The sequence below is a fragment of the Prochlorococcus marinus XMU1419 genome, assembly GCF_017695955.1.
GTDB lineage: Bacteria > Cyanobacteriota > Cyanobacteriia > PCC-6307 > Cyanobiaceae > Prochlorococcus_A > Prochlorococcus_A marinus_AD.
The window spans coordinates 318,701-339,715 of the sequence record NZ_JAAORO010000001.1; the positions used below are offsets into that span (position 1 = coordinate 318,701).

Annotated in this window: 37 protein-coding genes and 1 tRNA gene; 19 read left to right on the forward strand and 19 right to left on the reverse strand. The window is 28.5% G+C overall.

All coding sequences use genetic code 11. From position 1 onward, the window contains the following. Nucleotides 1-316: 316 nt before the first annotated feature. Nucleotides 317-454: a hypothetical protein gene (locus HA151_RS01745; RefSeq protein ID WP_209105822.1), complete on the reverse strand. Its 138-nt coding sequence runs from the start codon at nt 452-454 to the stop codon at nt 317-319. A 367-nt stretch (nt 455-821) separates the two neighbouring features. Here HA151_RS01745 and HA151_RS01750 point away from each other — a divergent pair, with 367 nt between their 5' ends. Beyond that, entirely contained in the window at nt 822-1,256 is a 435-nt protein-coding gene (locus HA151_RS01750) for an NADH-quinone oxidoreductase (RefSeq protein ID WP_209105823.1), read from the forward strand. Here HA151_RS01750 and HA151_RS01755 read toward each other — a convergent pair. Further along, on the reverse strand, nt 1,253-1,762 hold the full coding sequence (locus HA151_RS01755; RefSeq protein ID WP_209105824.1) for an alternative oxidase: 510 nt from the start codon (nt 1,760-1,762) through the stop codon (nt 1,253-1,255). The genes HA151_RS01750 and HA151_RS01755 overlap by 4 nt on opposite strands. A gap of 155 nt (nt 1,763-1,917) precedes the next feature. Here HA151_RS01755 and HA151_RS01760 point away from each other — a divergent pair, with 155 nt between their 5' ends. Next, nucleotides 1,918-2,058: a hypothetical protein gene (locus HA151_RS01760; RefSeq protein ID WP_209105825.1), complete on the forward strand. Its 141-nt coding sequence runs from the start codon at nt 1,918-1,920 to the stop codon at nt 2,056-2,058. Nucleotides 2,059-2,331: 273 nt separating this feature from the next. Here the strand turns inward: HA151_RS01760 and HA151_RS01765 are convergent, their stop codons facing one another. Continuing rightward, on the reverse strand, nt 2,332-2,640 hold the full coding sequence (locus HA151_RS01765; protein WP_209106125.1) for a hypothetical protein: 309 nt from the start codon (nt 2,638-2,640) through the stop codon (nt 2,332-2,334). Nucleotides 2,641-2,939: 299 nt separating this feature from the next. Here HA151_RS01765 and HA151_RS01770 point away from each other — a divergent pair, with 299 nt between their 5' ends. After that, the gene (locus tag HA151_RS01770; protein WP_209105826.1) at nt 2,940-3,140 is read left to right on the forward strand and encodes a hypothetical protein; all 201 of its coding nucleotides are present in this window, start codon (nt 2,940-2,942) and stop codon (nt 3,138-3,140) included. A 90-nt stretch (nt 3,141-3,230) separates the two neighbouring features. Beyond that, nucleotides 3,231-3,521: a TIGR03894 family protein gene (locus HA151_RS01775; RefSeq protein WP_209105827.1), complete on the forward strand. Its 291-nt coding sequence runs from the start codon at nt 3,231-3,233 to the stop codon at nt 3,519-3,521. 12 nt (nt 3,522-3,533) lie between these two features. Here the strand turns inward: HA151_RS01775 and HA151_RS01780 are convergent, their stop codons facing one another. Further along, nucleotides 3,534-3,737: a hypothetical protein gene (locus tag HA151_RS01780; protein ID WP_209105828.1), complete on the reverse strand. Its 204-nt coding sequence runs from the start codon at nt 3,735-3,737 to the stop codon at nt 3,534-3,536. Between the two features lie 117 nt (nt 3,738-3,854). Beyond that, complete coding sequence (locus tag HA151_RS01785; RefSeq protein ID WP_209105829.1) at nt 3,855-5,384, reverse strand: phytoene desaturase family protein; 1,530 nt, start codon at nt 5,382-5,384, stop codon at nt 3,855-3,857. Between the two features lie 323 nt (nt 5,385-5,707). Between HA151_RS01785 and HA151_RS01790 the strand changes: the two genes are divergently transcribed. Next, on the forward strand, nt 5,708-6,193 hold the full coding sequence (locus HA151_RS01790) for a hypothetical protein (RefSeq protein ID WP_209105830.1): 486 nt from the start codon (nt 5,708-5,710) through the stop codon (nt 6,191-6,193). Nucleotide 6,194: 1 nt separating this feature from the next. Here HA151_RS01790 and HA151_RS01795 read toward each other — a convergent pair whose 3' ends face one another. Beyond that, entirely contained in the window at nt 6,195-6,410 is a 216-nt protein-coding gene (locus HA151_RS01795) for a Nif11-like leader peptide family natural product precursor (protein WP_011817836.1), read from the reverse strand. A gap of 91 nt (nt 6,411-6,501) precedes the next feature. Here HA151_RS01795 and HA151_RS01800 point away from each other — a divergent pair, with 91 nt between their 5' ends. After that, on the forward strand, nt 6,502-6,819 hold the full coding sequence (locus tag HA151_RS01800; RefSeq protein ID WP_209105831.1) for a hypothetical protein: 318 nt from the start codon (nt 6,502-6,504) through the stop codon (nt 6,817-6,819). Between the two features lies 1 nt (nt 6,820). On the opposite strand, the gene HA151_RS01805 is transcribed toward HA151_RS01800, so the two are convergent. Together HA151_RS01805 and HA151_RS01810 are read right to left on the reverse strand one after the other, a co-directional pair. Beyond that, nucleotides 6,821-7,213 carry a hypothetical protein gene (locus tag HA151_RS01805; protein WP_209106126.1) on the reverse strand — a complete coding sequence of 131 codons (393 nt, stop codon included), beginning with the start codon at nt 7,211-7,213 and terminating at the stop codon, nt 6,821-6,823. 4 nt (nt 7,214-7,217) lie between these two features. Further along, a complete protein-coding gene (locus HA151_RS01810) occupies nt 7,218-7,484 on the reverse strand; it encodes a TatA/E family twin arginine-targeting protein translocase (RefSeq protein WP_209105832.1) in 267 nt (88 codons plus the stop codon). A gap of 389 nt (nt 7,485-7,873) precedes the next feature. On the opposite strand from HA151_RS01810, the gene HA151_RS01815 reads away from it, so the two are divergent. The 3 genes from HA151_RS01815 (at nt 7,874) to HA151_RS01825 (ending at nt 9,203) form a co-directional block, all read left to right on the forward strand. Then, nucleotides 7,874-8,113 (forward strand): non-structural protein (NS2)-like protein, encoded by a 240-nt coding sequence (locus HA151_RS01815; protein ID WP_209105833.1) that lies wholly within the window; start codon nt 7,874-7,876, stop codon nt 8,111-8,113. A 300-nt stretch (nt 8,114-8,413) separates the two neighbouring features. Then, nucleotides 8,414-8,863, forward strand: coding sequence for a peroxiredoxin (locus HA151_RS01820; RefSeq protein WP_209105834.1), 450 nt, complete (start codon nt 8,414-8,416; stop codon nt 8,861-8,863). A 67-nt stretch (nt 8,864-8,930) separates the two neighbouring features. Then, nucleotides 8,931-9,203 carry a small RNA NsiR4-regulated ssr1528 family protein gene (locus tag HA151_RS01825; protein WP_002808213.1) on the forward strand — a complete coding sequence of 91 codons (273 nt, stop codon included), beginning with the start codon at nt 8,931-8,933 and terminating at the stop codon, nt 9,201-9,203. 101 nt (nt 9,204-9,304) lie between these two features. Here HA151_RS01825 and HA151_RS01830 read toward each other — a convergent pair whose 3' ends face one another. Beyond that, a complete protein-coding gene (locus tag HA151_RS01830) occupies nt 9,305-9,649 on the reverse strand; it encodes a hypothetical protein (RefSeq protein WP_209105835.1) in 345 nt (114 codons plus the stop codon). Between the two features lie 229 nt (nt 9,650-9,878). Then, nucleotides 9,879-10,253, reverse strand: a complete 375-nt coding sequence (locus HA151_RS09295) for a hypothetical protein (protein ID WP_245151544.1) — start codon at nt 10,251-10,253, stop codon at nt 9,879-9,881. Nucleotides 10,254-10,319: 66 nt separating this feature from the next. On the opposite strand from HA151_RS09295, the gene arfB reads away from it, so the two are divergent. Then, nucleotides 10,320-10,748 carry an alternative ribosome rescue aminoacyl-tRNA hydrolase ArfB gene (gene arfB / locus HA151_RS01840; protein WP_209105836.1) on the forward strand — a complete coding sequence of 143 codons (429 nt, stop codon included), beginning with the start codon at nt 10,320-10,322 and terminating at the stop codon, nt 10,746-10,748. A gap of 73 nt (nt 10,749-10,821) precedes the next feature. Beyond that, nucleotides 10,822-11,070: a DUF1651 domain-containing protein gene (locus HA151_RS01845; RefSeq protein ID WP_209105837.1), complete on the forward strand. Its 249-nt coding sequence runs from the start codon at nt 10,822-10,824 to the stop codon at nt 11,068-11,070. A 255-nt stretch (nt 11,071-11,325) separates the two neighbouring features. Here the strand turns inward: HA151_RS01845 and HA151_RS01850 are convergent, their stop codons facing one another. Together HA151_RS01850 and HA151_RS01855 are read right to left on the reverse strand one after the other, a co-directional pair. Continuing rightward, entirely contained in the window at nt 11,326-12,174 is an 849-nt protein-coding gene (locus tag HA151_RS01850) for a CPBP family intramembrane glutamic endopeptidase (protein ID WP_245151545.1), read from the reverse strand. A gap of 35 nt (nt 12,175-12,209) precedes the next feature. Further along, complete coding sequence (locus HA151_RS01855; RefSeq protein WP_209105839.1) at nt 12,210-12,401, reverse strand: hypothetical protein; 192 nt, start codon at nt 12,399-12,401, stop codon at nt 12,210-12,212. Nucleotides 12,402-12,779: 378 nt separating this feature from the next. Between HA151_RS01855 and HA151_RS01860 the strand changes: the two genes are divergently transcribed. From HA151_RS01860 to pip, 3 genes are all read left to right on the forward strand, one after another. Then, nucleotides 12,780-12,920: a hypothetical protein gene (locus tag HA151_RS01860; protein WP_209039498.1), complete on the forward strand. Its 141-nt coding sequence runs from the start codon at nt 12,780-12,782 to the stop codon at nt 12,918-12,920. Nucleotides 12,921-12,922: 2 nt separating this feature from the next. Then, nucleotides 12,923-13,105, forward strand: coding sequence for a hypothetical protein (locus HA151_RS01865; RefSeq protein WP_209106127.1), 183 nt, complete (start codon nt 12,923-12,925; stop codon nt 13,103-13,105). A gap of 508 nt (nt 13,106-13,613) precedes the next feature. Continuing rightward, entirely contained in the window at nt 13,614-14,555 is a 942-nt protein-coding gene (gene pip / locus HA151_RS01870) for a prolyl aminopeptidase (protein ID WP_209105840.1), read from the forward strand. A 32-nt stretch (nt 14,556-14,587) separates the two neighbouring features. On the opposite strand, the gene HA151_RS01875 is transcribed toward pip, so the two are convergent. Next, on the reverse strand, nt 14,588-14,761 hold the full coding sequence (locus HA151_RS01875; protein WP_209105841.1) for a hypothetical protein: 174 nt from the start codon (nt 14,759-14,761) through the stop codon (nt 14,588-14,590). Nucleotides 14,762-14,888: 127 nt separating this feature from the next. Beyond that, nucleotides 14,889-16,385 (reverse strand): FAD-binding domain-containing protein, encoded by a 1,497-nt coding sequence (locus tag HA151_RS01880; RefSeq protein ID WP_209105842.1) that lies wholly within the window; start codon nt 16,383-16,385, stop codon nt 14,889-14,891. Nucleotides 16,386-16,474: 89 nt separating this feature from the next. Here HA151_RS01880 and HA151_RS01885 point away from each other — a divergent pair, with 89 nt between their 5' ends. Both HA151_RS01885 and thiD read left to right on the forward strand, forming a co-directional pair. Beyond that, a complete protein-coding gene (locus HA151_RS01885; protein WP_209105843.1) occupies nt 16,475-17,098 on the forward strand; it encodes a TenA family protein in 624 nt (207 codons plus the stop codon). Nucleotides 17,099-17,147: 49 nt separating this feature from the next. Next, on the forward strand, nt 17,148-17,927 hold the full coding sequence (thiD, locus tag HA151_RS01890) for a bifunctional hydroxymethylpyrimidine kinase/phosphomethylpyrimidine kinase (protein ID WP_209105844.1): 780 nt from the start codon (nt 17,148-17,150) through the stop codon (nt 17,925-17,927). Nucleotides 17,928-17,945: 18 nt separating this feature from the next. Here the strand turns inward: thiD and HA151_RS01895 are convergent, their stop codons facing one another. Further along, a complete protein-coding gene (locus HA151_RS01895) occupies nt 17,946-18,131 on the reverse strand; it encodes a hypothetical protein (RefSeq protein ID WP_209106141.1) in 186 nt (61 codons plus the stop codon). Between the two features lie 182 nt (nt 18,132-18,313). On the opposite strand from HA151_RS01895, the gene HA151_RS01900 reads away from it, so the two are divergent. The 3 genes from HA151_RS01900 to HA151_RS01910 all read left to right on the forward strand — a co-directional run bounded on the left by HA151_RS01900 (nt 18,314) and on the right by HA151_RS01910 (nt 19,452). Beyond that, nucleotides 18,314-18,457 carry a hypothetical protein gene (locus HA151_RS01900; protein WP_209105845.1) on the forward strand — a complete coding sequence of 48 codons (144 nt, stop codon included), beginning with the start codon at nt 18,314-18,316 and terminating at the stop codon, nt 18,455-18,457. Nucleotides 18,458-18,536: 79 nt separating this feature from the next. Further along, nucleotides 18,537-19,004: a cupin domain-containing protein gene (locus tag HA151_RS01905; protein WP_209105846.1), complete on the forward strand. Its 468-nt coding sequence runs from the start codon at nt 18,537-18,539 to the stop codon at nt 19,002-19,004. A 70-nt stretch (nt 19,005-19,074) separates the two neighbouring features. After that, nucleotides 19,075-19,452, forward strand: coding sequence for a phosphoenolpyruvate carboxykinase (locus HA151_RS01910; RefSeq protein WP_209105847.1), 378 nt, complete (start codon nt 19,075-19,077; stop codon nt 19,450-19,452). Between the two features lie 360 nt (nt 19,453-19,812). On the opposite strand, the gene HA151_RS09335 is transcribed toward HA151_RS01910, so the two are convergent. The 4 genes from HA151_RS09335 to HA151_RS01930 form a co-directional block, all read right to left on the reverse strand. After that, nucleotides 19,813-19,944, reverse strand: coding sequence for a hypothetical protein (locus HA151_RS09335; RefSeq protein ID WP_257473235.1), 132 nt, complete (start codon nt 19,942-19,944; stop codon nt 19,813-19,815). 79 nt (nt 19,945-20,023) lie between these two features. After that, the gene (locus HA151_RS01920; RefSeq protein WP_011862410.1) at nt 20,024-20,161 is read right to left on the reverse strand and encodes a hypothetical protein; all 138 of its coding nucleotides are present in this window, start codon (nt 20,159-20,161) and stop codon (nt 20,024-20,026) included. 258 nt (nt 20,162-20,419) lie between these two features. Further along, nucleotides 20,420-20,560, reverse strand: a complete 141-nt coding sequence (locus HA151_RS01925; protein ID WP_209106142.1) for a hypothetical protein — start codon at nt 20,558-20,560, stop codon at nt 20,420-20,422. A 110-nt stretch (nt 20,561-20,670) separates the two neighbouring features. Further along, a tRNA-Thr gene (locus HA151_RS01930) sits at nt 20,671-20,742 on the reverse strand. Between the last annotated feature and the right edge of the window lie 273 nt (nt 20,743-21,015).

Consider the following 21,015-nt stretch of genomic DNA (forward strand, 5'->3'; position numbering starts at 1 on the left):
AGCTTTAACTGACGCTTACATAGAAAGAAATATTCCTGGATAATATGTCCAATTAAATTCTTAAATCAAATAAGATTTAAGCTGGTCTAATATGTCGGCACGGTTAGAAACTAATTTTGTGAAAACTAAATATATCAACCCTCCCATTGCGAGTCTTCCGTTAATTTTCTCTAAATGCTTTAATTTTCTCAACAAATTTAATCTTGCGGTTAAACAAAATTTAAGAGGTATAAAAAATAAAAAAGTATTGATTACTTCAAAATTAAAAATTTTTTTAAAAAGTTTATATAAATATTATTTCAAACACGAATTAAATTTAAAGCCAAGCTTCTTTCATCTCAAGATAAAGTCTCTCGCTCTCAGCAGAATCAATTTTACTGTCTGAATAGGATTGCTGCTGCTGCTGCTGCTGCTGCTGAGTTGAGTTAGTATTAGAATTTTGGACTTCGCTCATTAGAGGATCTTAATATTTGTGTTTATTCTCTCATATTTAGAGCTTTTTTTGTTAATTTAAATTCTTAAATTTTATTTAAATTTTGTATATTTTTGAATTTTCCTGTTTGGAGTGAAGTTATTTCGCTACAGTAGTTTTGGCATATAGGAATTTAACTTCCCAATATACAATTCCTAGGAAGATAGCACTTGCAATAATAATTTCAGAAATGGCTAACATTTTATTTTTAGGTACTAATTTAATTTTGGTATCAATTTACACAGAATGCAATAGGTACTAATTACATTTATGATTTTTTAAAATCTTATTTAATAAAATAACGCGTCTAAATAATATAAAATTTTAAGTTAGATACTTAATTATTTTCGTGGGAAATTTCATAAATTCAACAATTCTTATACCTTTAATACCCTTAGTTACCTCTTTATTTATTTTTATTTTATTGGTGAGTTTTAACAGGACACTTAACAGGTTAACAAAACCTGTTACTGCACTGGTTGCATTATCTTTATTAAGTTCTGCTTTTATAAGCTCATTTGACTATTTTAAGAAAATACAAGAAGAATTAGTTTTATCTGAATTTCTTAAATCTTTTGAAGAAAAAAACTTAGTTTTACATCTAAATTTAGTAAATGAAAAAGTTATAATTTTTTTCTCATTAATAATGATATTAATTATTGGAATATCTTTTTATAAATTACCTAGAAAAAAAGGTTATGTTTCATTAATGATTTGCCTAGGATTGATATCTTCTTCGGTGATACTCTCAATATTGCTAATAGATTTCTCAGCACTTATCTAAACTGGTGTAAGCATTGACAAAGCTTCATTAAGTTCTTGGACATGGTTTAATTCATCTTGAGCAATTTCTTTTATTATTTGATCATTTGGATTATCTATTAAATATTTGGAATAAGTTTCATATGCATGTTCTTCAATTTTTATGTTGACATCATAAGCATTAGCTGGAGAGAAGAAATAATAAAAAACCATAATCCAGTAATAAACAAGCACTAGGTGTCTCGCAAAAAATCTATCAATCCAAAACCTATCTCCTCCTCTTTTCTCCATTTCTTTAAGATGCTCAGTTTCGTTAATAGCTTGATAAAAATGTTCTTTCATTAAAATCATCGTTTTTTCATTTTTAATTCCTAAGGATTCTTTAAAATGAAGAACTGAAAGAAATGCAAAATAAGGTGATCTAGCTATTACTTCTAAAACCCAAAATCTTTGTAAAGATCTACCAGAGTATATGAAGTCTAAAAACCTAACAGTATTATTCAAAATCAAAGAATTTAATTTCTTCATAAATTTCGTTTTTCTTTAAGTATAATTACTCAGCCCCGCGAAGACCAAAATATATTTAAATAATTAACCAAAAATTAATATTTATAGTCTAAAAATTGCTACTTCCATTGAAATATTTTTTTTTCATGCATTAATTGGATAGATAAAAATTTTATATGACAACTACTGAAAAAATTGCAAATGCCAAAAAGAGGATTGATGAATTAGAAAGACTTATAAAATATTGGAATGATTCAGAGCATGATGAGGCAAAAATAGTAAATTTTATAAAGAACTCTGAAAATAAAGTCGCTTAGATTGTGATTATTAAGGTTGATTAACTTTAACTACCTAAAGTGATTTAATATCTTTGAGGGTTGAATATTTTTTAATTTTTAAAATAGAGCAATTAAACCTATTCTCAAAAACGGTAAGGAAGAAATAATCTAAAAGAAAAATTTATATGAAAACCTTTTCAAAAAAATATTTAGTTCCGATTAAATTTATACCTTGGTTTTTTTGGGTATTTATATCTTTTATGAGTATATATTTGTGTAAGATAGCCTGGATAAGTTGAATAATTAATGAATCTAGCTTCTCCTTAGCCAACCAGGAGCACCGCCAAACCAATCAGATATATCATCTTCATTTGGGTTGAAATGATTTTCTTTATCTAGTCCATCTATCCCAAATGATTGTAAGAGGTTATCAATCCCCCCATCATTTTTTGTACCATTCCTTCTAAAACTGTTAGCTTTTTTCAGCCAAAGAGAAATTGTAGAATTATGGTGCGCAAATTTCTCAACATATATCCTTTCTTTTAATGAAATTGATTTATCTTGAGCGATTCTTTTAATTATTCCTTGGATCTTTAGTCTTTTTGCATTACTAAGAAGCATTTTTGAACAATTCATTACTCCCTTTATAGGAAGGATTACTAAATATATCCTGTCAATGTTAATTTCAACAAATTCACCATCTTAAAAGGTTTTTAAGCAAGAAAAGTTTTAAGACACTAAAAAAAGAGATCAATAAGTTACATATGATACGTTTATTCATTTATCAAACTTATAGTTTCTACGAATTAGATTAAAAAATCAATCCATTCGCAAGGATACTTTGAAATTCAAATAAGTGGACAAAGTTGTTGCGCTATAGTAAATATGTACTATTATTAATACATATGTATTATAAAGATATGAAAGTGATTTCATCTTCTCCTTATGCCCCTTTTAATTTAAAAGAGTGGAATTCTCTAATAAGTAAAAATGCAAAGTTTGAAAATACTCCAATAAAGATTCAAAAAAAATTTTATAGAACTCTAAAAAAGATTGAAAAAGATGAACTTTTGCAAGAGAAGAATGATTTACATCAACAAATGCAACTTGCATTCGGATAGAAAAATATTAACTAACAATCTTTTTATTGAATATTATTCTATGAGATCCAATTTTTTGTTAGATTAGTAGAAATACAAGAAGGATTTAATTTGGCTGTAGATCGAGAACTTTTAAAAGAAGTTACCCAAGAACTTTGGAATACTGTAAAAAAACTAAGACCCGAAATAGATAGGCAAACTCGACTTCAATTAGTTTTAAAGGCCTTATTAACTATTGGAGATTTGCCAGATCAAATGCAAGCTGCCATGGTGGTAGGTGTTTGCGCAGAAATGGATAAGAGTGAAGCTGATAATGTTGAAACTAATTCACAAACTAAAGATTCAAGCGGTGTTGATACTTCTACAGGCAGAAAAGTAGTTAGAAGAAGTTCAGCTAAATAATCTTTGAAACTATCATCCTTTTATTTTCTTTGATTCTTTTTTATTAAGTCTATTGAATAGATAATATGAAATTACAATTAAGAGAGGAACGAATATTGAATGTAAAGTCATCATTAATTCTGTTTGGCCCATTCCTATAAGGTTTGACTCGCTTGGAAGTTGTTCTGACCAAGTGCCAACTAAATGCCAGGCTTGGGGAAATGATAAGAAAAACATATAAGAGCTATAAGTTAAGTTTATGTTCAGATAAAGATTATCATTATTGAACGTTTTTGCTTTCTTTATTCTTATTTCTTAACTAAGCATTTGTGGAGTTATAAAAAAGAACTTGATTCATAAATTTATTTTCTTAAGAAGAGTTTTAAATTCTTTTTTACCAATAATTTTTTCAGCTGCGTAAGCACCACTTGCTGAAACAGCAGGAATTCCAATACCTGGAAATGTACTTGCACCGCAAGTAAATAAATTTTTCACTGGAGTTTTGCAGCCTGGGAAAAGACCTTTTGCTGCAGATAATGCAGGACCGTAACTACCGCAATAGGTATTGGTAAATTTTTTATGAGTGATTGGGGTTCCTAGCATTTTTAAATCAATCCTTTCATCTATGTCAGGGATGAATTTTCGCACTGCATTAAGGAATATTGAACATCTTTCTTCTTTCAAATTTCTATATTCTAATTCCTTTGGATTTAGGTTTTCCCAAATTTCCCAGGGTTCATTTGCGGGAGTATATCCATGAAGAACATGTTTTCCTTTAGGGGCCATATTTTTATCTAGAACAGATGGGATTGAAAATACAGCTATATTTCTTTCTGCGGTTATACCTTTTTCCCACTCATCAACATGTATTGCATGTATTGGCAAATCTTCAAGACCATCAGCGTCAAAACCTAGATGTATATGAAGGAAAGAATCACATTTATTAGGGTTCAAAACTTTTGTATTCCATTTTTTTGAAATTTCATTTGGAATTAACTTTTTTAAATTCCAAACATCAGTATTCGTGACAACAGATTCACAACTATAACTAGAACCATTATTAAGAGTTATACCTGTGGCTAAATTTTTATTGAAGTTAATTGTCTTTACTCTCGAAGAAAGAATTAATTCTCCTCCATTTTTTTTAAATCCATTAATTAAAGCTTTTACGATAGATTCACTTCCTCCTTTGGGGTATTCAAGGTATGAATTTGGTTCAAACCATTCGTTAAATAAAGTAGCCATCGCAGCTGTATTTGTATCATTCATTGACATACCACTTATCAAAAAGCTCAATAAATCAACCCAATTTCTGAGAAAAGGATCCTCTAGATGATTATTTACTAAATTCCCAAAGCCTTTATTAATTTTTGTTATTTGATTGATATTAGGTAAAAATTTTGAGGTTAAATTTATTAGATCTAAGAAAGTTATTGATTCGGGAGAAAATGAGAGTAAAGGTATTTCATTTATTATTTGGCTAAGAGGTTTTATTCCGGAAATAAATGATTCCCATTCTTTAACAGATTTCTCACCTCTTAGAGTTTTAATAGTATGTTTAAAAGGTTCTTCCCCCACATCAAGATTAAAATTACCTTCAGGGACAATTACTTGCCAACCTTTGTATTGAAATAGTTCAACTTCTTCATCAAGTAATTTAAGAATTTGTCCTAGGGGATTAGTTGTCGGCCATTTACCTATTCCACTCCACAGTGAAGGGCCTGATTCGAAAGTGTAACCATTTCTTTTGAAACTGTGCGCAACACCCCCTGGCTGACTATGAGCTTCACATATAAGTACTGTTTTGCCTGATAGAGCGAGAATCGAACCGCAACATAATCCTCCAATTCCACTACCAACTATTACAACATCGTACTTTTTCATTAAATATTTACCCTACTCTTCTCGTGAAACTAATTAGTTTTAGACAAATGTATTAGTTGAAGTCGTAATACTTAATACAACGGCTAGGAAAAATATGTAAGGTACTGCTTTAAGAGGAACGTATCCTTGGCTTTTAGAAATAAAATCCATTAATTTAGTTACTTAATGTAAACATAATAACGAGATCTTGTTCCTTATGTGTGCCATAAAATTATTTTTTTGGAAATATTTTGAAATAAAGAAATCTTTTTGGAGAGATTTTTTAACTAAGAACATTTTTTCTGAAGTTATCTTAGTATTTGATTCTTAGATTAAGATCTATTATGAAACACTTTCCTGATATTAATGAGATAAAACTATTAGAAAAAAATTCCCAAAAAAATGGTAGCGGAATTGTATATGAGGAATTGTTAGGAATATGGAAGTTTAAGTATGTATGGGGAAAGGAGTCAGATGAAATCAAAAATATACCCAGCTCGATTTTACAAGTATTGTCGGCAAGACTCGAATTGAAAAGTAAAAATAAAGAGGATCAAATAAATTATGAAATAAAAAATTCAATTAATTTCGGATTATTAAATATTACTTTTATAGGCAGCGCAGAATTAAAAGGGATTAGACCTCTATTGGCTTTCTATTTTGAAGAATTGAAAATTAGTATAAGTAGTTTTCCTATATTTAATAAGGAATTAAAAAAACCAGAATATAAAAAAATGCCTTTTTTCTCACTTGTAGGAATTAGCACTAATGATAATTGGTTATGTGCTCGAGGCAGGGGCGGAGGGCTTGCAATATGGGTTAAGTCTTAATTTAGTGGTATTCTCCTGGATGATCTACCTTTCTTACGGTAACTTTATCAACTTTTTGTCCATTAAATCTTAAGAGATCATCTCCTGAAAAGTCATAACCTAAGCGTTGACCTATTAGGGCTACATCATCTGCTGTAGAGGATGTCGTGACTTGCTTTTTTAATTCTTCATCAGATTGCATCTTAATTAAAAATTTTCTTATTTCAGAAAAACTCATTACTAGAATTTGATTGATTGATGTTAAAGAAATTTATAAAATCTTTTTCTTAGCAAGAACAAGATAAATAGATAATCATTATACTATTTTTATGACTTACTTATTCCTCTATATAGTTGGCATAATTTTAATATGGTGGATATATCGTGTCGGTTGGCTTGAGGCGCTCAAAACAGTAGTTAAAGTTATAGTTCCCTCAGCGCTTATTATTTTATTTAACATAAAAGCAGGAAGATTACTTTTTAAAAGTCCTGTAGTCGGTTTATTGAGCGCTTTGCCTACCTCTATTTTTATTTTTAGAGGTTCATTGCCTTTAGTTAGTTATATAAATAACTGGATTGAAAATAAAATAAATAAGTATGATGATTCGGAAGTTGTAGATACTGATTCTGTGCCATTAGATGATTAATTTAATCAAATCCAAGAAATAATTCTTTGTGTACAACAAGAACATCAAATAAAGTTGTTCCATGAATAGGACTTAATGGAATTTTGTCTATATTCAATGCTTCTGCGCAAATTAAATGAGCATCCCATTTTGTATTGTGATCACTTATTTCAATTGACCACTCAATTACTTTTTTGAAATGATCTGGCATCTCCGAACCAATTTTTCTGCAAATTTGACATAGAACTGACAAAAGAGGAGGCTTTGATGGCCTTTTTAAATCTCTAATAAGACTAGGCTGCGTAAAAACACTTGTATAGCGGATGTAGTCTATTAATTCATATTCTTCTTTAGTAAGAGCTGCTTTATCTAATGCTCTTTCAAATTCGTCTATGGGGGTTATGGGCCTATCCAAGATATTATTTTTTGCTGTTTTCTGAATCCATTTTTTCTTGATTAATTTCATTGGTTTGATTGCTTTCTATAGATTTAGGAGATTCATCTTTATCTTCTTCGTTCATAACTTGATCGATTTCATTTTGAAATTCATTCGACGCTTTTTTAAGACTTTTCAAAGTTTTACCAAGTTGTTTTCCTAATTCTGGAAGCTTTTTAGGACCAAAAATTAAAAGAGCTAAGATAAGTATTACAGTAACTTCAGGCAAACCCACACCAAAAATATTCATAACTGATAACTATTTAACTAATAAGGAAATCTACTATTAAATATAGTCAAATCATCTGAAAATTTCATTCTCGGAAAAGCTTTTTTAATATTAAAAAATTTTGAAAAATATTATTGTTATTAATACTCCTTTAAAGAAAACTAACCAAAGTAATTGATAATCACTCAATTTGAATTTTTTTTGGTACCAATTTATAAGAGTTTTATGTTTATCTATTAATTTTCTCATTTTCACCGAGATTATTTATTTCTATCACTTATTTTATCTTAATTTCTTGTATTATTATTTTATTGAAATCCTTGATTCAACTCAAATTAGATTATTTTATTAGATTTTAATCTTTTTCTAAATTATTGAAACTATTCGCTCAATATTTACTATTAAAAAAAATGAAGTACTTATTTGTTGTCTTTTACTTTTTTTTTCTAATTTATCCAGCTGAAGCCGTTACCACAAAAATGTTTAAAGTATTGGATACGTGTGCAAGATATCGACTCGGTGAGATTAATGCTAATGAGGCTTTAGAAAAACTAAAATTAAAATTAACGAATTCTTCTACTAGTCAGCCAAAGGATCTAGTAAAAAAATATTGCTCAGTATTTACTCCAAATGAAAAAATTGAATTTTAATCTTAGCAATACATATTTAATTATTCTTTATTTGAATAATCTTTAGCTCTGTTTCGGATTTCTTTAACTTTTTTAAAATTATTTATTTTTAAATTAAAAATAAATCCTAAAAAAAGAAGAAGAAATAAAAAAATATAAATTATTAATTCCATATTATTGAATTAATAATTCACCATAGTTTATTTCAATAATTTTTTAGTATCTTTTAAAACAAAAAACTGACTTTAATATTAGTTATTTACTTTGAAGGCCACAATGAAAACAAATTAACCTCTAATATGGAACTTTATAAGAACTGTTGTGAAGATTGGAGATAAAGTTCCAGAATTTTCTTTACTGGATCAAAATGGAGTTAAAAGATCAAATAAGGGATTAAAAAGTCCCCTTGTTTTGTTTTTTTATCCAAAAGATGATACGCCAGGTTGCACTATAGAAGTTTGCGGATTTAGAGATAAATATGACTTATTTAAAGTATTAGGTGCGCAAGTTTGGGGAGTAAGTAATGGAAGTACCTCAAGTCATTTGGCATTTGCTAATAAAAATAAATTACAATATCCACTTCTTTGCGATACAAATGACTCTATTAGGAAAACTTTTAAAGTTCCTAAAGTATTAGGATTTATGGATGGTAGGGTAACTTACGTTATTGATCGCAAAGGGACAGTTAGGCATATTTTTAGAGATTTATTGAATGGTCCTGAACACATTAAAGAGGCTATTAGAGTACTTAAGGAAATTCAAAATCAATAAATTATTATTCAAAGAATTTTAGATTAATAACTTTTGCTTTATTATGGTTGCAGTATTTTTTTAATATATGAAGAAAATGGGAATGCAGGCTGTTGATCTTGCTATTCAAAATGGAGTGGATCTTGACGGTACTCCAATCCCTCAAAAAATGCTAGATCTGTACAATAGAATAATGGATGAGGAGAATAAAAGACAAAGGAGTGGTGTTAAAAAATCAATGAGAAATAGATGCGTCAAAACGGGTTCTAAGCATTTTGATAAAGAAACATTGAATCAATTATTAATAGACTCGGGTTGGGAAGGTCTAAAAGAAAAGGAAATTTTATTTTTTTATAATTAAAAAAAATTTTTTAATTATTTTAAAAATCAATTATGGTAATTATTTATTTAAATTAAGAAACTGAGAAGTAATTAAATATTTTTTGGGATCTAATTTTTGAACTATTTAAACCATCCTTTTTTTTTAGAGGAAATTATTTTCTCATTTTCAGCTTTTGTTTTACTACTTGCTTTTTTGAAAGCCAAGTTGGCTTCTATAACTGTAACTATTGATATAAAAAAAAGACCTGAAATTCCAATTATTTGTTCACTTTGAGAGGGTTCTGAATCTCCTTGTAAAAAAAAACCTAATGCGAACCATGCAGTACTAGCAGTGATGCTAAAAAAGTAGGGTTTCCATCTTCTTTGATATAAGTAGCCCGATCCTAAACCAGGAAGAAAGTTCAAAAAAGAGGCTACCCAACCTTTTGAAGATGCAAGTATTTCGTCTCTAGAGGGATAAGACATCTATATTAGGTATTTATTAAATGTGAATTTATATAAGCAAAAGATATTGCTGCACAAATTACCCAGCTAAAAGGTAAGAACATTCTTATTTTTTCTTTATTATTATCCATTTGTTAATTATGGAAAATATTTTTAATATCTGTGGATTTAATGGATTCCTTAAGTTTAAAAGAACTAAAAAAGACGGTTAAAAACCGTCTTTGGAAAAAGTAATTTCTCTAAAAATAAATTATTTATCTTTTGAGGCTGAGAGTACTTTAAGTTCTTTTTTTACTTCTTTTTCTCTCTCTTCAAGATGTTTTAGTTGAGCTTTAAAAGCATCTTCAAGTCTTACTTTTTGTTTTGTAATTTCATCAAGCTCTTCTTGATGTTGGTTTTTCTTTAACTCCTTCATTTCGCTATCGGAAATAACATATACTGGGCGATATGAAGGTGTTTCAAAAAGAAGATCAAACATTGAATACATAAGTGACCTTTGAATAAGTACAAATTCAATATCTAATAATTCTTTGAAATATGAAAGGATAAATACCGAAGATATTGATACGGCAAATACACCGAATTTCGGTTTACCTAACTTAACCGCCCAGTATTTACCGACCAAATTTTAAAGTATATTTTAAAGTATTAAGTAGAAGATTCTAAAGATCTAAATCAAAAAGAACTAAAAATGGATTTAAAAATTACTAAAACATTAGTAATCCCATCCAACGAAATTAAGTGGCGATTTTCCAGATCTTCCGGTCCTGGAGGACAAAATGTAAATAAAATTGAAAGCAGAGTGGAGATTATTTTTAATTTAGAAGATTCCAAAGTATTAAATGATTATCAGAAAGAAATTATTAAAAAAAACTTGAAAAATAAATTAGTGAATAATACCTTACGCTTAGCGGTTCAAGAACATAGAAATCAATTATTAAATAGGCAGCTAGCTTTAATGAAATTTAGTTTAATCCTAAAAAATGCTTTAAATAACCCATTTAAATCAAGAAAATCCACACAACCTACCAAAGCATCACAAAAGAAAAGAGTTGAGCTTAAGAAAAAACGTGGCGAATTAAAAAAAAGTAGACAAAAAGAAAAAACATATCAAATATGAATAAACTAAATAAATATTTTCCTCGCAGATTTCAATCAAACATGTGTGATAAATTAAATTTTATTTTGGTTTATTGGATTCAACTAATGATTTCTGGTTAATTGACTCCAATTTTGTAGGAGTGATGCGTTTCTACAAAGATAAAGATCATTCTGATAAATCTATTGATTATATGGTTATTGAAGAAGGAATTATTATGGGAATACATGGAGAAAATCCTCCATTAATGAAAACTAGAAAAAAAATTGTTATAGAAGAAGCAAGATTATTGTGGCAAAAATTGTTAAATGAGGGTTGGCAAAAAACTAATAAAAAATGGTGAGGAAATTCTACAAAAACTTTTTTTAATTTCAGAAAATAAATGAACCTTTAGGGTATAGCCTGGAAATTTTTTCCTGTTGTAAATATTTCTTTTTTTTGATGTCGTTTTCATATCTTCTCAACATCATTAGATAGTTTGTAACTCCAAAAATTACTAAAAATACAATAAATCTTATTCCTGCCTCAAAGTTCATATGAAAATTAAGCTTTATTTTACTCTTACAATTACTAATCAAAAATCAATCGGTATTTATATCTAATTAAAACGTCTAAGGAAATTTTTTTTTGATTTTACTGCATAAAAAATACATAACAAAAGCAATATTAAAATTGCACTAAAGCTTCCGATTGGGTTTGGAATATTTTGTGTAAAAGGACCTGCTAAAAAAGAAGGTGTATTTTCTTTGAATTCTATTAATCCGTTATTTATAAAAAACCAAATTCCCACAAGTCCTCCATGAATTCCTATGCAATTCCATAGAGAACCTTTATCTCTAATTTTTACTAATGATAGAAATATCCCAAGTAAAATAAATCCTAAACGTAAACCTATTATGTTCCAAAATGTCTCATTTGATAAATTATGAACAAAGCTAAAAACTATAGCTTGTAAAGCTATTGATATTTTTGTACCATATTCAAATTTTAGTTCTTCTAGTAACCAGCCTCTAAAAATTATTTCCTCTGCGAATCCAACACCTAATCCCAGTACAATAGAATTTAATAATATTATTGGCGACAATTCACCTATCCAAGAAATATAATTTTTTTGCAATAGTGGTACAAGAATTAGAATTATTAAAAGTAAGGAAAATAAGATACCTTTAGAAAAATTGACAAAGTTTTTTAAAAATTTGTCTTTAGTTATCCCAAGAAGTATCCAAGCACTTGATTTGTTTCTTTTGATATAAAACCAATACGGGAGTAAAAAGATAAAGAGAAAGAAAGTAATAATAGTTCCAATTAAGGATAAATTTTCTTCTTCAAAATTAAATAATAAAAGTGGTTGGGATAAAGCCCACCCAATGCCATAAAGAATTGGAATAAAAAATATAGTGGATAAAAATCTTGGTCTTAAAAGAAAAAAACTTTTAATTAATATCATTAAATTTTTCATTTTAGTTTGAATATCAATTAACCCTAGTCGTTGCCTTTTATTATTCTAACTACTTGTTCAAAAAGTTTTAGCTTTTTCTTTTTACTATAGTTTATGTTTTTTGAAAGATAAGATAAATCTTTATAAAATTGCCGAGTTATTTTATCTTCTTTATCACTAGGCCATGGTAAGTCTGATCCTTCTTCATATTCTTCTTTATATCTTTCTTTATTCAAAATTTTTTTATATCGTAATATTTTAAATTTTACTTATTGCAAATGCTTAAAAGTGATGTTTATTAAATTTGTGTATTTATTTAAAATTTATGCTAATTAATCTTTCAACTTTAATTTTTACATTATTATCTCCATTGCTTATTTTTGCAGTAATAGTATGGGTTTACTTATTTCATTAGGAAGTATTTAAAAAATAAACTTAATTAATTTAAGGGTGTATTATGCCTACTTTTTCCAATGCAAATGATAAAACTGCAATAACGGCCATTACTGTTAAGATCTTGTTCTTTTTTATGAAATCCATAATGCATATTAATAATCTATTTATTAAATTCTTATATAAAATAATAAATAATTAAAATTATTATAACAATTAGAATGGAACCAATATATGTAGGAGATTTACTTCCCTCAATAGCTTCTTATAAAAAGATAATTGAAAAATATGATAAAGGTATAAAAGAAGGGGAATTTTATGAAGAACCTATAGGCGGAGATTTTAATTACCCTGATTGGTAAATATGATTACTACAAAAATAACTTTTGCCTTGGCAGATTGGATTAGAGAGTGGCGTAAGTGCCGAGATAAGAATCCTTCTATTGATGAGTGTGTAAAATTTGTTCAGTGGAAATTGGAAGATTATAAACTTTCTGATAGTGATAAAAGAATAATTGAATCTATTTTGCTCTATGAATCTGAATAACTAAAAGATTATAGACTTTATTTTTTATATTTATCTATAAAAAACAAAGGATCATTAAAATTCTCTTACAAATTTAGAAAAAAGTAAATCAGCATATTTACGGATTTACTGAAAATGTAAAAAGGAGTAATTTATAAATGTTGAGTTCGGAGGCAATCTAAATGATTGATAGTCCGCCTGAAATTTAGCAAATTCCAAAATATAGGAAGCGTATTCCTGAGAATGGGATTATTCGAAAATTAAAGTTCAATCAATTAGTCTGATAAGACTTCGCTTTATAATTACTAGCGATAATAGGGACTGAAATTATCGAGATAAATCCCCGAATTCACGTATTCTAGGTTTATGAGTAAATAGACTTTTCAATATGTAATTTTATATCCTGTTATTAGGAAATTAAATATCAAAAAGGACTGTACCACCAGTCCTTTTTTTTTAACAAACTACTTCTAAAATAGACTTCTTTTTGGATAATATGGATTTATTAAGTGTTTAAAAATATTTCACAATGAAAGATCAAGTCTTGTTTCCTAAAATTGAAGTTCGTGAAAAGGGTTTTTTACAAGTAAGTGATATTCATACGATTTATTGGGAAAGATCAGGCAATCCAAATGGTAAAAAAATACTAGTTATTCATGGAGGCCCAGGAGGAGGAAGTCAACCAAGATATAGAAGATACTTTGATCCAGATAAATTCGATATTATTCAATTTGACCAAAGAGGTTGCGGTTCTTCAACTCCTTTCTCAGAATTAAAAGAAAATTCGACTAATCATTTAGTTGATGATATTGAGAAATTAAGGATTCTATTAAAAATAGATAGTTGGCATTTGTTTGGTGGATCTTGGGGCTCAACACTTTCACTTATATATGCAATTAAAAATCCATCAAGAGTTAAAAGCTTAACTTTGCGAGGTATATTTTTATGTAGAAAGTTTGAATTATTATGGTTCTATCAATATGGTGCAAGTGAGATATTCCCTGATGAATTTGAAGAATATATTTCTGTGATACCAAAAGAAGAAAGAAATGATTTGATAAGTTCTTTTTATAAATATCTAACATCATCAGATGCAAATCTTAGATCAAAAGCAGCAGCAGCTTGGACAAAATGGGAACTCTCAACTAGTCATTTAATAAATAAAAAATTCGATTTTGATAAGTCTGAAGTTAATTCTTTTTCAGATGCATTTGCAAGGATCGAATGTCATTATTTTATTAATAATATTTTCTTAGAAGATGATTTTATTTTAAAAAATATAAAAACAATAGAATCGATCCCAACAAAAATTATTCAAGGTAGGTATGACGTTGTTTGTCCAGTTAGGAGCGCTTGGGATCTAAATAAGAAATTAAATAATTCTGAATTAATTATTGTTAATGATGCTGGTCATTCAATGAGTGAAAAGGGCATTACTAAAGAATTAATAAAAGCTGTAAAAGGAATTTAAAATCTTTAAAAAAGAAAATATTCCTTTAAAAATTAAAGGCCATTATCTTCAATATTTTGTGCAATACTCCTAAGAAGTTCGACGATATCAGAATCTTTGCATTGAGTATCTTCTTTGAGCAAAATGCACTCGTCTCTAATACTTACATTAGTACTCCACCATATACCTGAACTATTGGTATCGTCCCATTCAAATCTTTCAGACATAATTAATAAAATCTAATAGATACATTAAAGCTTGCATTAGTTCATCGTGGATTTATATATTTAATTTCAAAATTTAAAAAACTTTCCTAGGTGCTCAAAGGAATCTGTAAATTTCTGACAATAAAATTTAGAAATCTAATTTCAGTTCGTATTGTTTTTCCTTTTTCTTAGAAACAGTTTTTTTATTATTTATATTTTTTCTAAGTCTTTTTCTAGAGCCATGCTTTAAATAAATTTCTTTTGAGATATCCCAATATCCATCCTTATTAGTGATTTCCTGAATTTTCTTCTTTGCAGTTCTAGTGCTTTTTGGGATGTCAATTATTGGTCTTATGTAATTAATTTGTTCGTATTCTTCTTGATTAAATCTAGATAGTAACCATGGTTCATGAATGAAATTAAGTGATATATCCTTTAATTCTGGTATCCATTTTTTTATAAATTTTCCTTGAGGATCATGATCTTTTCCCTGCTTTATAGGATTATAAATTCTATTGGTATTTATAGACGTAGTTCCAGATTGCATTTGGCATTGGTTCCAATGTATTCCAGGCTCATAATCTACAAATTTATTTGCTAATTCAGAACCTGAATCTTGCCATGGTAGCCATAAATTATAGCTAGCAAAAGACATTAGCATCGCTCGCATCCTGAAGTTAATCCATCCATTGAAATTTAATGAACGCATGCATGCATCTATAAAAGGAAAGCCCGTATTACCTGAACTCCATGAATAAAGTAATTCATTATTTTTTTCTCTAATATTTTTAAAAAAAGGATGGTATTCCCTAAACTCTAGTTCTGGTTCACTTTCAAGTTTCTGAATAAAATGACAATGCCAAGTTAATCTGCTTTTTAACATCCTAGAATTATTGTTTTTTGATATATTTGCCTTTTTAAAAATTTCTTTTAATGAAATGCATCCCCAACAAATATATGGGGATAGTCTTGTACAACTATTAAATGATTTTTCTGGGCTAGATATATCTTTTGAATAAGAATCTAATTTATTACTAAAGAAGTATTCCATCCTCTCTAGACCTTTCTTTCTTCCACCTTGCATTCTTCCTGGACAAGTTTCTTTTTTAAAGGAAAAAATTTCGTCTGAGGGTATTTCTCCAATATTAAAGTTAATAGAATTAATTCTTAATGGAGCTTTAAGTAAGTTTTTTTCGGAATTTTTTTGCCACTTTTTAGACCAATTATTCCTATCTAAATTGCCTCTAAAAACTGAAAATTGTAGAAATTCCTGCCAAATAATATTCTTGTTTAAAGCCCATTCTCTTACTTTTTGATCTCTCTTATAAGTAAGCCAATCGCCTGTTTCTTGATGGCTATATATACCTTTGATTTTAAATTTTGAACTAATTTCATCAAAGATATTAATAACATTCCCAGTCCTAATAATTAATGGTTGTCCAATCTCAGCAAGTGCATTTCTTAAATCTATTAAACTTTCCTTGCAAAATTGCCATTGTCTATCTGAATGAGTATTTTGGCTCCAAATATCTAACTCAATAATATAAATAGGTAAAATATCATTATCTTTTATAGCCTCACAGAGAGCTTCGTTATCAAAAATTCTTAAATCTTTCTTAAACCATAAGATATTTATTTCTTTCATAATTTTTTCTTTTAATCCTAGAAAAATAAGATTAAGTTTGTAGGTAAAAAAAATAAAAAATTTTAGAATAACTAAAAATCAAAAAAAAAATGAAAATAACAAAAAAACTTTGGGATGATAATTATGAGATTGCTTTACTAAGTTTAAATACAAAATTTGTTCAAGGTTTAAAGAATGGAAGTCTACCTAAAAATATATTTCAAGAATATTTGGCTCAAGATTATTTCTTTTTAGAGACTTTTGCTAAAGCTTATGGTCTTGCTGTTTCCAAATCAAAAGATAAGTACTCAATAAGGAAGTTAAGTGAACTCTTAATGGGCGTTTCAGAGGAGTTAATACTTCATGAAACGTATGCAAAAGAATGGGATATTGATTTATCTAATAACTATATAAAAAAAACCACTAAAAATTATACAGATTTTCTTGATGATATTTCCAAAAGACTTAGCTCAGTTGAAATAATGTTTGCAATGACTCCATGCATGCGACTTTATTCTTGGATAGGAAAAAGTTTGTATGAGGAGGATTTTGACATTAAATATAAAGAATGGATAATTACTTACTCTGATGAGAGCTTTGAAAAGCTAGCAGATTCACTTGAAAATCTTATTGAGACTAATAAAGAAAGATATGATATTAAACAGGCCAAATATTTATACAGGAGAGCTATGGAATTGGAGTTAGATTTTTTTAATGCATATTCAGATTTCTGATTTAAATTAAAATTTACTTATAGTACTTTCAAAAACGAGTTAATAAATTATGTATTCTAAAATTGCTCTTTCAATAGGCGGTAGTGACTCAGGAGGTGGAGCAGGCATACAGGCTGACTTGAGAACTTTCATGGCCCTTAAAGTACATGGATGTTCTGTTATTACATGTATTACCGCACAAAATAGTATAGAGGTTACGTGCGTTCAACCAGTAGAGAAGAATACTTTATTAAATCAATTAGATACTTTATTTGCTGATTTTGGTATTGATGCATTAAAAACTGGAATGTTATTAAATGAAAGGATAATTAATGATGCTGCTTCAAAATTAAATACATACAAAATAACCAAAATTATTGACCCAGTAATGGTTACAAGAACTGGTTCTAAATTACTGGAAGATTCTGCTATTAATGCTTATAAAAAACTCTTATTACCAATTGCTGATTTGGTAACTCCAAATATTTATGAAGCAAATCTACTTTCTGGTTTAGAAATAAGGAGTAAAGAAGATGTCGAAAATTCAGCAAGAAAAATTATTGCTCTTGGAGCTAAAGCGGTACTTATAAAAGGTGGCGGTTTAAAAAATATGAAAGGGAAGGATTTTTTCCTTGATTTAAATGGTAGAAAAGAGTGGCTATTTAATAATTTCATAAATACAAAAAATACCCACGGTAGTGGCTGTACTTTGAGTGCTGCTATTTGTGGTTACAAGGCTTTAGGTTTTGATCTATTTGATTCCATACAAAAAGCGAAATTATTTGTTGAGAAATCTTTAGAAAATTCTTATAAAATAGGCTCTGGCCCTGGTCCCTTAGGCCATCATTAATTATTTATAGAAGTGGAGTTAGAACCACCATTTTCTATAGGGCTTTTTTAAAAATAAGATTTCTTCAGTCTCCCATCCTCCCTCCAACCACTCAAGATGCTCAAGTAATAAAGACTCACTTTCCCTTTTGCTTAATTGCCCAATTCTATTAGCAATACCATCGAACCTTATTTTCATCAATTCCTCAATCTTGATGTTATTCATAGGTTAAATAATAAATTTTTTCTACTCTTACTTGTATACATTTTCTTGTCAACGATTTAATTTTATTTGTTTACTAGCAGTTCTTAAATATGTATTAAATACAACTTTTTAAAATAGATAGTAATTAAGACTTATTCACATAGATTTAATTAAAGACTAATTTATATAAAAATACTTTAACTATGAATAAAGAAGAAAAATCTAAGCAAAAAACTATTTTAAATGTAGGCTATTGTGAAACGACCTCTGAATGGCTCAATAGAATCATTACTGAACTGGCAGATGAAAATAAAAATTTTGTAGATTTGTCAGTTATTTGTGCTTAATTTTTTAGAAAATATAGTTTATTTTGATTTTTTCAGATAGCTTTGGAGTATAAGATAAATTTAAAAGATATTTTGTGATGTGAATCCTAATAAAAAAAATATAGAGATAATTAAACAATTCAATTTATCTCCTCATCCTGAGGGTGGATGGTTTAGAGAGATAGTAAGGAGTGAGAATTCTCTAATAAGGGAAGATGGCCAAAGTAGAAACTTTATTACAGGAATTTATTATCTTTTAGAGAGAGATGTAAAAAGTGCTTGGCACAGAGTAAAAAATGCTGATGAAATTTGGATTTATTTAAGGGGCGATCCTCTGAATTTATGGTGCCTAGATAATGATAATAAGTTAATAAGAAATTTAATTTTAGATTCTAATAATCCAGTAGAAATGATCCCATCTGGATATTGGCAAGCTGCAAAAAGTACAGGCGAATTTACTTTAGTAAGTTGTTGTGTTGGCCCGGGCTTTGATTTTAAAGATTTTGAATTACTCAGAAATACAATTCATACTTCTAGATTGGATAAAGCAATTAATGATCTTATTTGAGACATTTTTTTGTTTATATTTTTGAAATTATCCTCTAGATTTATAAGGCTACTCAATTAATCTATATTTAATGAATCAAAATAATGTCAAAACTATTGGTATTAATGATCAACCAAGAAAAGATTCATTTTTAGTATATGTAAATCAGGTTGATGGATTAAAAGGCATCCTTAATAGGGATTTTGCTAAATGGTCGAATTTTGATAGTTGGGAAAGTATTTCAGTTCAGCAATGGATTTTTTCTAGAGCTTTAGAGGTTTTCAGAGGTAATAAAATTGATATTAAATGCGACTGTTGTGAACATAATGATTTAATCCCAAATGATTTTGAGAGTATTAAAAAAGAAAAATGTTTTGGAAAAAAAAGTGCTTACATGATTGAAAAAGTTGTAGATGAAATTGTATTAGCTAAGGCAAGAAGAGAAAGTGATGGTACATACTCTGCGTAAGATTCATAAATATCTATGGAATGAAAAATCTTTTATTTACCAGTGAAAATTATCAGAAGAACCAATCGTTAAATTTCTAGTGGACATTTTATGGAATTTAAAGTGTACTGAATCACTGAACTCCTTTTCATCTGAGTAATTCACAAGATCTACTGGGTCGATGTTTTCGTCGAACCATGCATCGTATTCAATATGGTTCGGTTCGGCAAAATAACTCATATCCAATTAATAGCTACCAAAAAGCATATAAACGGTACATGCGATACCAAATTAAATTCTCACTTTATTAAAAATCCATATTTTTAAATTTTTAATAAAGATTAGTTGCTAATAGATAAGAAAAAGAAAAAAAAAGAATAACTAAATTGAGATCCTATCAAGCATCAATACATCCTGAGCTTTGATCGTATCCATCTTCTCTTCATCTGGATTTTTATAAGATTCAATTTCATCTTGAATTTTTCTCTTGTAAATTCCTTTGATATAGTCCATTTCTATTTTGTCTTTGTCCAGTATTGAGAATGGTGATCTTTTAAAATTCATAACTTTCTCCTAAATAAATAAAATTTAATCAGCTCCAGTTTTTATCAGATTCAACAAAGCTATCCAATGTTTGCTGATTTCTGATTTCTTCCTCAAGAAGTTCTTCCTCTGATCTTTCTTCAATCTCAGATTTATAATCTTCTTTTAGTGTGGATTTCGTAGACATTTTCTCATGACGACTACATCTATGTTCTAACTAGTTAGAGTGGTCATCCGACTAACAAATATGTACGGTTTGAGGAACTCCCATATACGGATAAAGGACCAACAATTGAATTTGAATATGGGTAGAATGTGATCAATTTATAATTAATTTTTGCCTTTAAGAATCATAAATAAAGGTAGACCAAAAAGCATCAGACTCCCATCAATTAATAAAAAAGTATTCAGGTTCATTTATACATTCCTCCTTAGGTATCCCAATTTAGAGAAATTCCTTTTTTTTAATTTGTTGTTTTTTCATATCATTCATCTCTTTTCTGATTTTGTTGTAGTAGGCAAACTCTTCTGGATCATCAGAACCAAGACCATAATTCATGGTCGCTGCAAGATAAATGCGGTGCATACGGTATGACGATAGTGGCATTACTAAAGACAAACTATATTAAATATATTTAAATTTTAGTTAAAATACTTTATCTACGAGATCTCAGTTATATTAATCAATTGCTCAAGTGCCCTCGTCGGGACTTGAACCCGAGACCTCTCCCTTACCAAGGGAGTGCTCTACCGCTGAGCTACAAGGGCAATTTTAAAGTGGGCCGGGTTGGCCCAATCAGACTGCCTGCAGCACAATGATTCTGAAGTGTGCAGAATAAATTTAGACGGCCTTTCTGTGACTGTCAAATTATTTCTAGGGAGTGCTGTAATAGTGATATAGTCCATTTTTTGATTATATTCCTTCCTCCTAAAAACTTTTTCATGGAAATTTTATGATCTATCTTTTACTATAGCGGCCATGTAATATCGATTAAAAAACAATGATTTTAATTAATTAAAGGGTTAATTTATAAGAAATCT